Source organism: Methylobacterium tardum, from assembly GCF_023546765.1.
Lineage (GTDB): Bacteria > Pseudomonadota > Alphaproteobacteria > Rhizobiales > Beijerinckiaceae > Methylobacterium > Methylobacterium tardum.
This window is the reverse complement of sequence record NZ_CP097484.1, coordinates 3773224-3788356: the sequence shown is the minus strand read 5'-3', so window position 1 is coordinate 3788356 and position 15133 is coordinate 3773224. Positions and strand designations below refer to the sequence as shown.

General features: G+C 68.7%; 12 protein-coding genes and 1 pseudogene. 11 read left to right on the top strand and 2 right to left on the bottom strand.

The annotated features are described in order from the left end of the window. The first annotated feature begins 47 nt into the window (after positions 1-47). Positions 48-965 (top strand): hypothetical protein, encoded by a 918-nt coding sequence (locus M6G65_RS18035; protein ID WP_238195053.1) that lies wholly within the window; start codon positions 48-50, stop codon positions 963-965. 25 nt (positions 966-990) lie between these two features. On the opposite strand, the gene M6G65_RS18030 is transcribed toward M6G65_RS18035, so the two are convergent. Both M6G65_RS18030 and M6G65_RS18025 read right to left on the bottom strand, forming a co-directional pair. Continuing rightward, entirely contained in the window at positions 991-1209 is a 219-nt protein-coding gene (locus M6G65_RS18030; RefSeq protein ID WP_238195052.1) for a hypothetical protein, read from the bottom strand. Between the two features lie 175 nt (positions 1210-1384). Further along, the gene (locus M6G65_RS18025) at positions 1385-1777 is read right to left on the bottom strand and encodes a DUF2267 domain-containing protein (RefSeq protein ID WP_238195051.1); all 393 of its coding nucleotides are present in this window, start codon (positions 1775-1777) and stop codon (positions 1385-1387) included. 146 nt (positions 1778-1923) lie between these two features. Between M6G65_RS18025 and M6G65_RS18020 the strand changes: the two genes are divergently transcribed. From M6G65_RS18020 to M6G65_RS17975, 10 genes and pseudogenes are all read left to right on the top strand, one after another. Then, entirely contained in the window at positions 1924-3450 is a 1527-nt protein-coding gene (locus M6G65_RS18020; RefSeq protein WP_238195050.1) for a helicase HerA-like domain-containing protein, read from the top strand. Between the two features lie 196 nt (positions 3451-3646). After that, a complete protein-coding gene (poxB, locus tag M6G65_RS18015) occupies positions 3647-5377 on the top strand; it encodes a ubiquinone-dependent pyruvate dehydrogenase (protein ID WP_250102660.1) in 1731 nt (576 codons plus the stop codon). A gap of 64 nt (positions 5378-5441) precedes the next feature. Beyond that, entirely contained in the window at positions 5442-6185 is a 744-nt protein-coding gene (locus tag M6G65_RS18010) for a (Fe-S)-binding protein (protein ID WP_238195048.1), read from the top strand. Further along, the gene (locus M6G65_RS18005) at positions 6182-7753 is read left to right on the top strand and encodes a lactate utilization protein B (RefSeq protein ID WP_238195047.1); all 1572 of its coding nucleotides are present in this window, start codon (positions 6182-6184) and stop codon (positions 7751-7753) included. The genes M6G65_RS18010 and M6G65_RS18005 overlap by 4 nt, the downstream gene beginning before the upstream one ends. Beyond that, on the top strand, positions 7750-8355 hold the full coding sequence (locus M6G65_RS18000; protein WP_238195046.1) for a LutC/YkgG family protein: 606 nt from the start codon (positions 7750-7752) through the stop codon (positions 8353-8355). Before M6G65_RS18005 ends, M6G65_RS18000 begins: the two co-directional genes overlap by 4 nt. A gap of 249 nt (positions 8356-8604) precedes the next feature. After that, a complete protein-coding gene (locus M6G65_RS17995; protein ID WP_192707566.1) occupies positions 8605-9465 on the top strand; it encodes a transglutaminase-like domain-containing protein in 861 nt (286 codons plus the stop codon). A 61-nt stretch (positions 9466-9526) separates the two neighbouring features. Further along, positions 9527-10906 (top strand): ethanolamine ammonia-lyase subunit EutB, encoded by a 1380-nt coding sequence (locus tag M6G65_RS17990; RefSeq protein WP_238195045.1) that lies wholly within the window; start codon positions 9527-9529, stop codon positions 10904-10906. After that, positions 10903-11688, top strand: coding sequence for an ethanolamine ammonia-lyase subunit EutC (eutC, locus tag M6G65_RS17985; protein WP_250102659.1), 786 nt, complete (start codon positions 10903-10905; stop codon positions 11686-11688). The genes M6G65_RS17990 and eutC overlap by 4 nt, the downstream gene beginning before the upstream one ends. A gap of 824 nt (positions 11689-12512) precedes the next feature. Then, a pseudogene (gene ilvD / locus M6G65_RS17980) lies at positions 12513-14242 on the top strand (dihydroxy-acid dehydratase). After that, positions 14229-15131, top strand: coding sequence for a tetratricopeptide repeat protein (locus tag M6G65_RS17975; protein WP_238195042.1), 903 nt, complete (start codon positions 14229-14231; stop codon positions 15129-15131). Before ilvD ends, M6G65_RS17975 begins: the two are co-directional and overlap by 14 nt. Positions 15132-15133: the final 2 nt, after the last annotated feature.

Sequence of the window (15133 nt, the reverse complement as noted above, 5' to 3'; positions counted from 1 at the left end):
CCTTAACGAACGCTTGCAGCGATGTTCTGCACGCGGAGTTCGGGGCGATGACGAAGATCGAAGCCAAGCGGGCCGTGTCGCCGGCCGACCTGCTCAAGGCCGCGGTGACCGGCAAGTCGGAGTCGCAGCCGGTCTCGCCCCCGAAGGACGAGGCCACAGCGCCGAAGGTGGCTCTGGCGAAGCGCCTGACGCTTCCACCGCTGCCGCCGCTCGATCCGCGCCGGCTGGCCGTGCCGGGCGCTGCGCTGGCGGTCGGTGCTCTGCTGGGCGGTGGCGTCATCGCCATGACCCGGTCTCCCGGCGTGCCCAACGACACCGTGATGGCGCTCAGCACCACGCTGGATGCCGGCCGGACCGAGACGGCGCGCCTCGCCAGCGACATCGCGCAGCTCCACGCTGTCCTGGCCGATCTGCGCGCCTCAACCGACACGTCCCGCAAGGAAGCGGCCAACCGCAGCGGCGTCCTCGGCGAGCGCCTGGCGCAGCTCGATAAGAGCCTCAACGCGAAGACGGCCGCGCTCGGCGAACGCTTCGAGCAGATCGAGCGCGAGCAGAACGCGCGGATCGCCAGCCTCACCGCACAGCTGGACCGCCGCGCAGCCGCGCCCGCGGCAGCCGCGGCGAAGGCCGAGCCGACCCAGACGGGCAGCATCGCGGAAGCGCCGCGCAACGCGGATGCCAAGCCCGCGGAGCCCAAAGTGACCGAAGCGAAGCTCGCCGACGCCAAGCCGGTCGAGCCGAAAATGAAGACCGCTGCACCGGAGAAGCCGCCGGTGATCGACGGCTGGGCGCTGCGCGACGTCTACGACGGAACCGCGATTCTGGAGAACCGCCGCCGGCGCCTTGTCGAGGTCGCGCCGGGCGACATGCTGCCGGGCGTCGGCCGCGTCGAAGGTGTCGAGCGCCACGGCCGCGAATGGGTGGTGGTGACCCGTCAGGGGCTCGTTACGCCGCAACCCTGGTAGAGGCTGTGGTGGGAGTCTGACCGGTTCAGCGCGTCGAGCAGTCGGAAGGCGCCAGATCGCCGCTCACGATCGGAAAGCGCGGCTCGAGCGTCATCGGATCGGCGAGGGCCGCAGCGCGCTCGGCCCGGCGTCGACCGTGCCGCAATGCGCGGGTCTGAGCCGCCCGGGTCGGATGCAGAATGGCAGCGAGGAGCGCCTGCCCCTCGAATGCGCTGTCCAGATGTTTGGCTTCGAAGACGGGCATCGCCGGCCTGCTTGGATGCTGTCGCGGATACTGCCGAGGGCAGTCTTCCGGAGCGCACCTCTAACAACGAGGATCGCGTGGACAGGTTCCGTCAAGCTTTCGCTCCGTAACCTGTTTTTCACGTTCCTCGATGTGCGGCGCCAACGCGGTGCGGCGCCGCACGCCGGTCGCGGTGTCAGACAAACTGATTGAGTCCCGGGATCGAGCCGATGATCGGGCCCATCGCGTCCTCGCCGACTTTCTCGCGACCGAAGGCGAACAGCTCCTGGCCGAGCGGCTGCATCTGACCCATCGGCACGCCGGCCGCCATCAGCTTCTGGCCGAGCGCCATCACGCCGCCGCCGCCCATCATGCCGCCGAGCATGCCCATCAGGCCGCCACCGCCGCCCTCTCCGGCATTCGATTCCGCGACCAGCGCCTCGGAGCCCGGAAGGGCTGCCATCAGCTGGCCGACCTCCGTCTCCGGCCCCTCCTTCTGCAGAAAGGCGAGGATGTGACCGATGGCCGTCTGTGCCGTCGCGGCGTCGAGCCCGGTGCGGGCGGTGACGCGGGCGAGCAATTCTTCCATGGCGATGATCTCTTCGATCTCTTCGGAACGTTTCCAGACGTCCTTCGACTCTGAGGCGCCGGAAATCAAGCGCGGGACGGAGCCTCACTGGAAAACTCCCGGCGCCTTGTCCATAACCACACGGAGGCGGTCCGGGGGCAGGGGCGATGGGCGACGGCACGATCCTGGTCGGCAAGAGCGTCCGGGCGGACGGGCCGGGCAAGCCGGAAGTTCTGGCCCTTCGGCTCGCCAACCGGCACGGCCTGGTCGCCGGCGCCACGGGTACCGGCAAGACCGTAACCCTACAGGTGCTGGCCGAAGGGTTCTCCAACGCCGGCGTCCCGGTCTTCGCCGCCGACATCAAGGGGGATCTTTCCGGCATCGCGTCCGCCGGACAGGCCAAGCCGGCTTTCGTGAAGCGTGCCGAGGAACTCGGCGTGACCTACGAGCCGGACCGGTGTCCAACGGTGTTCTGGGACCTGTTCGGCGATCAGGGGCATCCGATCCGCTGCACCGTCACCGAGATGGGACCTCTGCTGCTCGGTCGCCTCCTCGAACTCAACGATACGCAGGAGGGCGTGCTCAACATCGCCTTCCGCGTCGCGGACGAGAACCAGTGGCCGGTCATCGACCTGAAGGACCTGCGCGCCCTCCTGACCTTCTGCTCGGAGAATTTGAAGGCGATCTCCGGCCAGTACGGGAACGTCTCTTCGGCCTCGGTGGACGCGATCCAGCGCCAGCTGCTGGTGCTGGAAAACCAGGGCGCGGACAAGTTCTTCGGTGAGCCCGCGCTGGACCTGACCGATTTCATGCGCACGGATCGCGACGGGCGCGGCTTCGTCAACATCCTGGCCGCCGACAAGCTGATGCAGCGGCCGAAGCTCTACGCCTCGTTCCTGCTCTGGATGCTGTCCGAGCTGTTCGAGCAGCTTCCTGAGGTCGGCGACCTCGACAAGCCGAAGCTGGTGTTCTTCTTCGACGAGGCGCATCTGCTGTTCAACGATGCGCCCAAGTCGCTCCTGGACGCGGTGGAGCAGGTGGTGCGCCTGATCCGCTCCAAGGGCGTCGGCGTCTACTTCGTGACGCAGAACCCGCTCGACGTGCCCGAGACCGTGCTCGGGCAGCTCGGCAACCGCGTTCAGCACGCGCTACGGGCCTTCACGCCGCGCGATCAGCGGGCCGTGCGGGCCGCCGCCGAGACGTTCCGGCAGAATCCCGCCTTCGACGTGGCGACGGCGATCACCGAACTCGGCGTCGGCGAGGCGCTTGTGAGCTTTCTGGAGCCAGAGGGCACGCCATCGCTGGTGGAGCGGGCGCTGATCGCGCCGCCTCAGGGGCGCGTCGGCCCGCTCACTCCTCAGGAGCGGGCGGCGCTGATCGCGCAGAGCCCGCTGCGGGGCAGATACGAGTCGAGCGTCGACAACGAGAGCGCCTACGAGATGCTGGCCAAACGCAAGAATCTCGATGCGGCGCCGGAGGCGGCCGCCTCCGAGGGCGGGCTCGGGGGCATGCTCGGCGGGATCTTCGGCACCGTCTTCGGCACGCCCGCCAAAGGGAAGGGTGGACGGCGCCCGCCGCAGAGCCTCGCCGAACAGGTTGTGTCGAACGCCGCCCGCTCCATGGCGCGCAGCGTCGGACGCGAGGTCGGCAACGCGATCCTGCGCAACGTTCTCGGCGGCCTGACCAAGCGCTAGGTCCGGCCGGTTTCACTGCCGATCGGCGCGAAGCCCGCCGGCCGGTGGAACATCGGCCTGAACTAAGCGGTTCGGCTCGCGGGGCGTGCTGCCGCGCCGCTCATCCAGGCGGCCTGCCCCGTTCTCGGTGGCGCATGATGATCTCGGGACGCTGGATTCCGCGTCCCTGCATCGTGCCCGATTGCGGAGCCGGACCATGCGTATCAACAACGTTGCCGATGTCGTCGCCGAGACCCTTCAGGAGGCTGGTGTCGCCCGCGTTTACGGGGTGGTCGGCGACAGCCTGAACGGCATCACAGAAGCCCTCCGGGCGCGGGGCCGGATCGCATGGATCCATACGCGCCACGAGGAGGCTGCGGCCTTCGCGGCCGCTGGCGAGGCGCAGGTCACGAACCAGCTCGCGGTCTGCGCCGGCTCCTGCGGGCCGGGAAACCTCCACCTGATCAACGGCCTGTACGACGCACACCGGAGCCGGACGCCGGTCCTCGCGATCGCCGCCCATATCCCGTCTCCGGAGATCGGCTCGGGCTACTTCCAGGAGACGAAACCCACGGAGTTGTTCCGCGACTGCAGCCACTATTGCGAGCTGATCTCCGACCCGGCCCAGATGCCCTTCGTCCTGGAGAACGCGATCCGCGCCGCCGTGGGGGAGCGGGGCGTCGCGGTGATCGTCCTTCCGGGTGACGTCGCGCTCCGCGAGGCCCCCAAGCGCCCGCTGGCGCCACGGGCCGGGCTGATCCCCGCCAAGCCGGTGGTGCGGCCGGCCGATGCCGAGCTCGATGCGCTGGCGGCCATGCTCAACGCCGGCAAGCGGGTGACGCTCCTCTGCGGCCGCGGCTGCGCCGGGGCCCACGCCGATCTGCTGCAGCTCGCCGAGGCGCTGAAGAGCCCGATCGTGCACGCGCTGGGCGGCAAGGAGTTCGCCGAGTTCGACAATCCCTACGACGTCGGCATGACCGGCCTGATCGGCTTCTCGTCGGGCTACGCGGCCATGATGGCGTGCGACACGCTGCTGATGCTCGGCACCGGCTTCCCGTACAAGCAATTCTACCCGCAGGACGCCAAGGTGGCGCAGGTCGACCTGCGCCCGTCCGAGCTTGGCCGGCGCTGCCGCATCGAGCTGGGCCTGGTCGGCGATGTCGGCGCCACAATCCGGGCACTCTTGCCGCGGCTGAAGCCGAAGGCCGATCGGTCCTTTCTCGATGCCAGCCTGAAGCACTACGCCAAGGCGCGTGCAGGCCTCGACGACCTCGCCACCGGCAAGGCCGGTGGTCCCCTGCATCCGCAGTACCTCGCCCGCTCGCTCAGTGAAGCGGCCTCCGATGACGCCATCTTCACGGCCGATGTCGGCACGCCGACGATCTGGGCGGCACGCTACCTTCAGATGAACGGCCGGCGGCGGCTCCTCGGGTCCTGGGTCCACGGCTCCATGGCCAACGCCCTGTCGCAGGGCATCGGCGCCCAGGCGAGCCAGCCGGATCGGCAGGTGATCGCGCTCTGCGGCGACGGCGGGTTCGCCATGCTGATGGGCGACTTCCTGACCCTGCGGCAGCACCGCCTGCCGCTGAAGGTCGTGGTCTTCAACAACGGGACGCTCGGCTTCGCCGAGCTGGAGATGAAGGCCGCCGGCTATCTCGAGACCGGTGTCGCTCTCGACAATCCGGACTTCGCCGCCATGTCGCGGGCGGCCGGCATCTTCGCCATACGGGTCGAGGATCCCGCCGAGTTGCCCGGCGCCATCCGCGAGGTCCTGGCTTTCGATGGTCCCGCGCTCCTCGACGTGCGCACCGCCCGCAATGAGCTCTCAATGCCGCCCAAGATCGATGGCCAGCAGATGAAAGGCTTCAGCCTCTATGTCCTGCGCGCGGTGATGGATGGACGCGGTGACGCGGTTCTCGACCTCGCCAAGACCAACCTCATCCGGTAGATCCTCTCTATCAATCTCGAACCGTTCCAGACCAGCGGAGCGGCGATCCAGGAGTTGCCGGACCATGCGGGTCGGCCTGTTCGTGCCGTGCTACGTCGATGCCTTCGAGCCCGAGGTCGGGATCGCCACCCTCGAGCTGCTGGAGCGGTTCGGCTGTACGGTGGAGTACCCGTTCGATCAGACCTGCTGCGGCCAGCCGATGACCAACACCGGCTGCCATGCTGAGGCCGCCGCGACCGAGGCTTTGTTCGTCAAGAACTTCTCCGGGTTCGACTACGTGGTCGCTCCGTCTGGCTCCTGCGTGCATCAGGTCCGCGAGCACCTGACCGCGATCCCGCAGACCGACGAGGTCCGCCACGTCCGCGCCAGCACCTACGAGCTGGTGGAGTTCCTGCACGATGTGCTCAAGGTCGAGGCGCTGCCCTGGGCGAACTTTCCCCACAAGGTCGCCTATCACGGCAATTGCAACGCGCTGCGCGGCATCCACCACGCGCGGCCCTCGGAGCTGGTGAAGCCGTACTTCTCGAAGCCCCTCGACCTGCTGCGCCTCGTCAACGGGGTCGAGCTGGTTGATCTCGCCCGGCCGGACGAATGCTGCGGCTTCGGCGGGACCTTCTCGGTGTTCGAGCCGGCCGTCTCGGCCAAGATGGGCTACGACAAGGTCGCCGATCAGAACCGGGCCGGCGCCGCCTACGTCGTCTCGGCGGATTCCTCCTGCCTGATGCACCAGAAGGGCTGCGCCGAGCGTCTGGGCCTGACGCTCAAGTACATCCACATCGCGCAGGTGCTGAACGGAGCTGCCGCATGAGCGTCGAGGATCTCAATCCCCGCGATCGCGAGGGCGTCATCCATCCGGAGGTCCGCGCCCGGAGCGACGAGAGCGAGCGCAGCCAGGATGGCGGCCGTCTTCAGCACGCCGAGGCCGCCTCGAAGCCGATCCGCGCCCCGCAGGTCCGCGAGCCGCAGCCCCGCGGCGCGAAGATCCGCGGCGACCGGCCGATCGATCAGGCCGAGGCCGCCGAGCGCTTCCTCTCCGCGCCGCTGCACCAGGCGGCCCACGACGAGCGCCTCTGGGACCTGCGCAAGAAGCGCGACGCCTCCGCGCACGGCATCCCGGAATGGGAGGAGCTGCGCGAGCTCGCCTCGCAGATCAAGACTCATACGCTGAGCCACCTCGACCGCTACCTCGAGCAGTTCGAGGCGGCCGCCAAGGCCAACGGCGTCCACGTTCACTGGGCGAAGGACGGGGCCGACCACAACCGGATCGTGCTGGAGATCCTGCGCAGCCACGGCGCCAAGACCCTGGTGAAATCGAAGTCGATGCTCACCGAGGAATGCGGCTTCCGCCATCACATGGCGGCGAACGGCATCGAGATCATCGAGACCGATCTCGGCGAGCGGATCCAGCAGCTCGACAACGAGGAGCCGAGCCACGTCGTGGCGCCGGCGGTCCACAAGACCCGCATGGACGTGGCCGAGGTCTTCGCCAAGACGCTCGGCACCGACCCGGACAATGACGACGCGCATTACCTCGCCGAGAGCCAGCGCGAGACGACCCGGCCCTACATCCTGAAGGCCGATGCCGGCATGACCGGCTGCAACTTCGCCATTGCGGAGACGGGCTCGGTCGTCACATGCACCAATGAGGGCAACGCCGATCTCTCCGGCAACGTCCCGCCGCTGCAGATCCATTCCATCGGCATCGAGAAGATCATCCCGAAGGTCGAGCATCTCGGCGTCTTCATCCGCCTGCTCTCGCGCTCGGCTCTGGGCTCGCCGATCACCCAGTACACCTCGCATTTCCGCGCGCCTCGCAAGGGCACCGAGATGCACATGGTGCTGGTCGATAACGGCCGCTCGGAGCGCCTCGGCATGGAGGAGTTCTGGACCTCCCTGAAATGCATTCGCTGCGGCGCCTGCATGAACACCTGCCCGGTCTACCGGCGCTCGGGCGGACTTTCCTACGGGGCGACCTATTCCGGGCCGATCGGGCTGATCATCGATCCGACCTTCAACAAGCGGAAATACTCGACGCTGCCGTTCTCCTCGACGATGAACGGATCCTGCACCAACGTCTGCCCGGTGAAGATCAACATCCACGAACAGATCTTCGCGTGGCGCAAGGTGCTGGTCGAGGAACACCAGATCCCGGCGCTCAAGCAGGGCATGATGAAGGCCGCCGGCGCGGTCCTGTCGCGCCCGGCGGCCTATCGGGCGGCGATCGGCGCGGCGGATTCCGCCCTGAAGGTCTTGCCGCGCTTCGCGGTCTACAACCCGCTCAACACCTGGGGGAAGAAGCGCGAGATGCCGGACGCGCCGCGCCAGACCTTCCATGCCTGGTATAAGCAGAACCGGATGAAGGACACGCAGCGGTGAGCGCGCGCGACAGCATCCTGGCCGACATCCGCCGGAACCGGCCGGCCGGCGACTTCCCGCTGCCGGACGTGCCGCTGTTCACGCCGCTCATCGGCGACGACCTCGTCGCGGAGTTCGGCGAGCGGCTGAAGCGCATGGGCGGCCGGGTCGCCGAACCCGGCCCGGCCGACGTCTTCGCGGGCGTGCGCGAGCGTCTGGACGCGGCGAAGGTGATCGCCTCGGCGGTTCCGGAACTCACCGGCAACCGCGACCTGCGGAGCGTGCGCTATCCGCAAGAGGTCGAGGATGTCGACGTGGCGGTGGTCCGCGCAGTGTTCGGCATCGCCGAGACCGGCTCGGTGCTGTTCACGCAGGACCAGCTGATCGTCAACGCGGTTGCCTATCTCGCGCAGCACCTCGTCGTGCTGCTCGACCCGGCCGACATCCTGCCCAACGTTCAGGCGGCTTATCGGCGCCCGGAATTCGGCCGCTCGGCCTACGCGGTGCTTCACACCGGCCCGTCCGCCACCGCCGACATCGAGGGCGTCCTGATCCACGGCGCGCAGGGCGTGCGCTCGCTGACGGTGGTGATGCTCCCAAGAGGCGCAGCAGAGCGCGGCTGAGACCCGCCCATCGCCTCGACCGCCGTCCGTGCGAGCGCAGCGAAGCAATCCAGGAGCGCCACGATGTGCAATGTCGCGCTGCCCTGAGTCGCTTCGCTGCGCTCGCGATGACGGCGGATCCGCCCGCTCTACCCGGCACCCACGTGTCGTCTGCGTCTGCCCAGTCAAACGACGATTGATCTGGAACCGACGGTCGGGCGCGACCCTTGCTTCGGCGTCAGAGAGGCCGTCGTCCGGCAAGGAGATCCGATGCGCTACACGCTTGGTTGCAGCCTATCCTACAACATCCTCTCGGACACCACCTTCATCTTCAACTTGGAGGTGGCGAAGCTGAAGAGCGTCGAGATCCTCAGCGAGAGCCTGGTTCTGACGCCGAACCTGAAGCGCGACCTCTACACCACGCCCGACCTCCTGAACCGCTACCTCGCGGTCAACGTGCCGACCGGCCAGTTTGCGCTGGAATACAATGCCGAGGTCGACCTGACGGTGCATCGCGCCGATCCCGCCACCATCAACGAGACGCCGATCGGGCAATTGCCCCTCGACATCCTGCCGTTTCTGCTGCCCAGCCGGTTCGTGTCCTCGGACCGCCTGACGCCCTTCGCGCTGGCCGAGTTCGGTGCGCTGCCCAAGGGCCACGCCCGCGTGAATCAGATCTGCAACTGGATCCACGACCACATCGCCTATCAGCCCGGCACGAGCGACGGCGAGACGACCGCCGATGAATCTCTGCTCAAGCGAGCCGGGGTATGCCGCGACTTCGCGCATATCGGCGCCGCCTTCTGCCGGGCGCTCGGCATTCCGGCCCGGTTCGTGAGCTGCTACGCCCACGGCCTCGTGCCGAGCGACTTCCACGCGGTGTTCGAGGCCTATCTCGACGGACGCTGGTGGCTGTTCGACGCCACCCGGCAAGCCGACCTCGACGGGCTGGTGCGCATCGGTGTCGGCCGGGACGCCGCCGAGATCGCCTTCTCGACGCCCTTCGGCAACATGCAGCCCGTCAACCAGCAGGTGCGGATCCAGCGCTCGGACGGGCAGGGCAGCCCGATGCCGCGCACGATCGACGCGATCTCGACCGAGATCCCCGCGCCCCATGCCGGTGCGGCCTGAGCGGACATCTGCGCCGGATCGCCCTATCGTGTGATCCGGTAATTGTGCCCGGGGAGTCCGCATGGCCTACCGTCACGTCGTCGGCCCACGCACCCACGTCTTCCCCGACCTCGCGACCCTGATGGCGAAGGCGACGCCGGTCCGCTCGGGCGACCGGCTCGCCGGCATCGCCGCCGAATCCGCGGAGGAGAATGCCGCCGCCCGATGGTGCCTCGCCGAGGTGCCGCTCGCCGACATCCTGGCGCGGCCGCTGATCCCCTATGAGCGGGACGACGTCACCCGGCTGATCCTCGACACGCACGATACGGCGGCCTTCGCCGAGATCGGCCACCTGACGGTCGGCGACTTCCGGGAGTTTCTGCTCACCGCCCCGCCGGAGACGCTGACTCGCATCGCCCCCGCAGTCACGCCCGAGATCGCCGCCGCGGTCTCGAAGATCATGCGCAACCAGGATCTGATCTCGGTGGCCCGGAAGGCGCGGGTCGTCACGCGCTTTCGCAACACGATCGGCCTGCCGGGCACTCTGGCCGTCCGCCTCCAGCCGAACCATCCGACGGACGACCCGAAGGGCATCACGGCCGCGATCCTCGACGGGCTGGCCCTCGGCTGCGGCGACGCGGTGATCGGCATCAACCCCGCCTCCGATTCCGTCCAGGCGCTCGGCGACCTGCTCCAGCTCCTCGACGCCCTGATCCGCCGCCATGGCATCCCCACGCAGGCCTGCGTGCTCACGCACGTGACCACGACGCTCGCCGCCATGGAACGCGGCCTTCCGGTGGATCTCGTCTTCCAGTCGATCGCCGGCACCGAGAGGGCCAATGCCAGCTTCGGCGTGACGCTGTCGCTCCTCACGGAGGCCCACGAGGCCGCATTGGCGCTGAAGCGCGGCACCGTCGGCGACAATTGCATGTACTTCGAGACCGGCCAGGGCTCGGCGCTCTCGGCGGACGCGCATCACGGGATCGACCAGCAGACCCTGGAGGCGCGCGCTTACGCCGTGGCGCGGGTGTTTCGGCCGCTCCTAGTCAACACGGTGGTCGGCTTCATCGGCCCCGAATATCTGTATGACGGCAAGGAGATCATCCGGGCCGGTCTGGAGGACCATTTCTGCGGCAAGCTGATGGGCGTGCCGCTCGGCGTCGACGTCTGCTACACCAATCACGCCGAGGCCGATCAGGACGACATGGACACGCTCCTGACGCTCCTCGGGGCGGCCGGCTGCACCTACATCATGGGCGTGCCGGGAGCCGACGACGTGATGCTGAACTACCAATCCACGTCGTTCCACGATTCCCTCTACCTGCGCGAGGTTCTGGGCCTCAAGCGCGCTCCGGAATTCGAGGCTTGGCTGCACGAGATCGGGATGACCGACGCGGCGGGTCTCCTGATCCCGGGTGCGGAGACGCCGCTTCTGACCGCGGCACCGGATCTCGCCGCATGAGCGATCCGGCCGAGATCTGGAGGCGCCTCGCCGGCCTGACCCCGGCCCGGATTGGACTCGGCCGTGCGGGCAGCGGCTTGCCCACCCGGGAAGTGCTGCGCTTCGGCCTCGATCACGCCCAGGCCCGCGATGCCGTTCACGCGCCGCTGGACGCGGAGACGGTGGCGCGCGGCATTGAAGATCTCGGCTTCGCCACGCGCGCGGTCAGCTCCCGGGCGCCCGACCGGGCGACGTACCTGCGCCGGCCGGATCTCGGCCGCCGGCTCGCACCGGAGGACCGCACCGCGCTTCAGGCCGAGGCTATGCAGGCCGACCTCGCGCTCGTCATCGCCGACGGACTGTCGGCCCGGGCGGTGCACGAGAATGCCGTCCCGTTCCTCGCGGCGTTCAAGCCTCATGCTGAGAAGGCGGGATGGACTCTCGCACCGATCGTCCTCGCCCGGCAGGCCCGCGTGGCACTGGGCGACGAGATCGGCGGTGCCCTGGCGGCCCGCGCCGTCGCCGTGCTGATCGGCGAGCGGCACGGCCTCTCATCCCCCGACAGCCTCGGGATCTACCTGACCTTCGGCCCCCGGCTCGGCCGCTCGGATGCCGAGCGGAACTGCATCTCCAACGTGCGGTCAGCGGGCCTTACCCATGACCTCGCCGCGTTCAAGCTCGACTGGCTGCTGACGCGGGCGCTCAAGCTGGGTCTCACCGGCGTGGCGCTGAAAGACGAGAGCGATCAGAGTCTGGTCGGTGCGGCACAAGCCGCTGCCCTGCCAAGCCAGCCTGACTCTTGAGGTCCAGGGTCAGCCCCAAACACGTTCGGAGGGCCGAGGCAGATCAAGGGTCGTTGCCTCGGCTTGGATCATCCACTCCGCGACCTCATCCTGAGGTGCGGGCGCGTAGCGACCGCCTCGAAGGAGGGCTCCAGTCCGCCGCGCCGTTCCTGGAGGCCTCCTTCGAGGCCCGCTGGCGCGGTCACCTCAGGATGAGGGGGAGGGACGGGACGCCGCCCTCGCAGTGACCGCTGAGTGCCCGCACCTGACAAGGAGGATGGGAAAGAGAGATCACTCAGTCGGCGGTGCGTCCGACAGACCCGATAACGCCGACCAGCCGTCAAGCAGCGGCCCGCATCTGTGCCGCACACGAGAATGCGTGGCGGGTTCCGCGCTAGTCTTCAACGTGCCTGCAGCCGGCGTTCCGACGCTGTGCTCAAGATCTCCCATACGACAACACAGGCCGTTTGCCGACGCCACCGGACCGCTGCGCGGACGCCAGGGACGGTAAGTCTTCGGACGACGTCAGTTATCGCGATCCAGGAAGGATTATCCTTAATTCTGCGTCGATTTGCGCGCGGCGGGCAAGCGTAGCTGTGGCGAGGTCGCAACACCGTAAAACGATCCCGGCTCCGCCCCGAGACCTGCCTGTAAACGCCGCGATCCCGCCATAGTCCGGGCCCACCTCAGGATCGGCGGTAAACGGCAATTTCGACAACGATTTACCGTTCAGAAACGAGGACTTCCCGAGCACGCGGACGGCCCTTCCGGCACATCGCGAACGGCGATGCGCCGCGGTGGCTCGCACCCTCGGGAACGGCTGTGCGAAGGCTTGGTCTGAAGTCATGGTGACGGTGTTGAACGACAAGTCGAAGCTGCCGAGCCGCCACGTCACGGAGGGGCCCGACCGCGCCCCCCATCGCTCCTACCTCTACGCCATGGGCTTGACCCGCGAGCAGATCCATCAGCCGCTGGTCGGCGTCGCGTCCTGCTGGAACGAGGCCGCGCCCTGCAACATCTCGCTGATGCGTCAGGCCCAGGCGGTGAAGAAGGGTGTCGCCGCCGCGAGCGGCACGCCGCGCGAGTTCTGCACCATCACGGTCACCGACGGCATCGCCATGGGCCATGGCGGCATGCGCGCTTCGCTGCCGTCGCGTGAGGTCATCGCCGATTCGGTCGAGCTGACCATGCGCGGCCACGCCTACGACGCCCTGGTGGGCCGGCCGGCTGCGACAAGTCGCTGCCCGGCATGATGATGGCGATGGTCCGCCTCAACGTTCCGTCGATCTTCATCTACGGCGGCTCGATCCTGCCGGGCTCGTTCCGCGGCAAGCCCGTGACCGTGCAGGACCTGTTCGAGGCGGTCGGCAAGGTCGCGGTCGGCGACATGAGCCTCGAGGATCTCGACGAGCTGGAGCAGGTCGCCTGCCCGTCGGCCGGCGCCTGTGGTGCGCAATTCACCGCCAACACGATGGCGACCGTTTCCGAGGCGATCGGCCTCGCGCTGCCGTACTCGGCCGGCGCCCCGGCTCCTTACGAGATCCGCGACAAGTTCTGCGCCACGGCGGGCGAGAAGGTCATGGAGCTGCTGGCGAAGCGGATCCGCCCGCGCGACATCGTCACCCGCAAGGCGCTGGAGAATGCCGCGACCGTGGTCGCCGCCTCCGGTGGCTCGACCAATGCGGCCCTACACCTGCCGGCGATCGCGCATGAATGCGGCATCGAGTTCACGCTGTTCGACGTCGCCGAGATCTTCCGGCGCACGCCCTACATCGCCGACCTGAAGCCGGGCGGGCGCTACGTCGCCAAGGACATGTTCGAGGTCGGCGGCATCCCGCTCCTCATGAAGACCCTCCTCGACCACGGCTTCATGCACGGCGACTGCATGACGGTCACCGGCCGCACCATCGCGGAGAACATGGACCGGGTGACCTGGAACCCGGATCAGGACGTGGTCTACCCGGCCAACAAGCCGATCACCCCCACCGGCGGCGTCGTCGGCCTCAAGGGCAATCTCGCCCCCGAGGGCGCGATCGTGAAGGTCGCCGGCATGCCCGCGGACAAGCAGGTCTTCACCGGCCCGGCCCGCGTGTTCGACGGCGAGGAGGCCTGCTTCGAGGCCGTGCAATCGCGCACCTACAAGGAGGGCGAGGTTCTGGTCATCCGCTACGAGGGCCCGCGCGGCGGCCCCGGGATGCGCGAGATGCTGTCCACCACCGCAGCCCTCTACGGCCAGGGCATGGGCGACAAGGTCGCGCTGATCACGGACGGGCGCTTCTCGGGCGCGACCCGCGGCTTCTGCGTCGGCCATGTCGGCCCCGAGGCGGCGGTGGGGGGCCCGATCGGCCTGATCCGCGACGGCGACATGATCACCCTCGACGCGATCCAGGGCACGCTGAGCGTCGCCCTGTCGGACGACGAGTTGGCCGAGCGCCGCAAGTCCTGGGCGCCGCGGGCCAACACCGCGACCTCCGGCTACCTCTGGAAATACGCGCAGGGCGTCGGCCCGGCGCTCTACGGCGCGGTCACGCACCCGGGGGGTGCCAAGGAGACGCAGAGCTATGCGGACGTCTAGGACTGACCTCAGCCGGCGCAGGGCGCCGGCCGGGGCCGATCCCGGTCGGTTCCGGTCCGCCGGCAGGGTCGCCGTCGCGGCCTGGGCTCTCGTCCTGCTGGCCGTGCCGACGGACGCGCCGCGCGCCCTCGATGCCAATGTGCGCACGCCCGTTCAGGTGCCGGTCGCCGACCGAAGCTACCGGTCGGCCAAGGATGCGCTGCGCGCCGGCATGCGCGAGTACAATGCCGGCGACAAGCAGGGCGCCGCCCGGGCGCTGGAATACGCGGCCGGCCAGGGTCATGCCCTGGCCCTTTGGAAGCTCGGCCGCATGTACGCCGACGGGGACGGCGTGCCGCACGACGACCTGAAGGCGTTCGAGTTCTTCTCCCGGATCGCCGATGCCAGCACCGACGACGGGCCCGACCCGCAGAACTCGGCTGTTCTGGGGAGCGCCTTCACGGCGCTCGGCACCTACTTCCTGGAGGGGATCAAGGGCACCTACGTGCGCCCGAACCCCGAGCGCGCCTACGACATGTTCAACTACGCGGCGTCGTATCACGGCGACCCCAACGCGCAGTACAATCTCGCCCGGCTCTACCTCGACGGTACTGGCGTCGAGGCCGATCCACGGCAGGCGGCGCGCTGGTTCAACCTCGCGGCCGAGAAGGGACACCACCCGGCCCAGGCGCTGCTCGGCGACATGCTGATCAACGGCCTCGGCGGCGTGCCGATCCAGCGGGTCAAGGGCCTGATGTGGCTCTCCCTCGCCCGGGAAGGTGCGGAGAGCCGCAAGGACGATTGGATCGTCGCGCTCTACGACAAGAACTGGGCGGCCGCCAACGAGGACGACCGGGCCGAGGCGCAGGCGCAGCTCCAGACCGTCGGCTCGATCCGCAAGCGGCGCTGAAG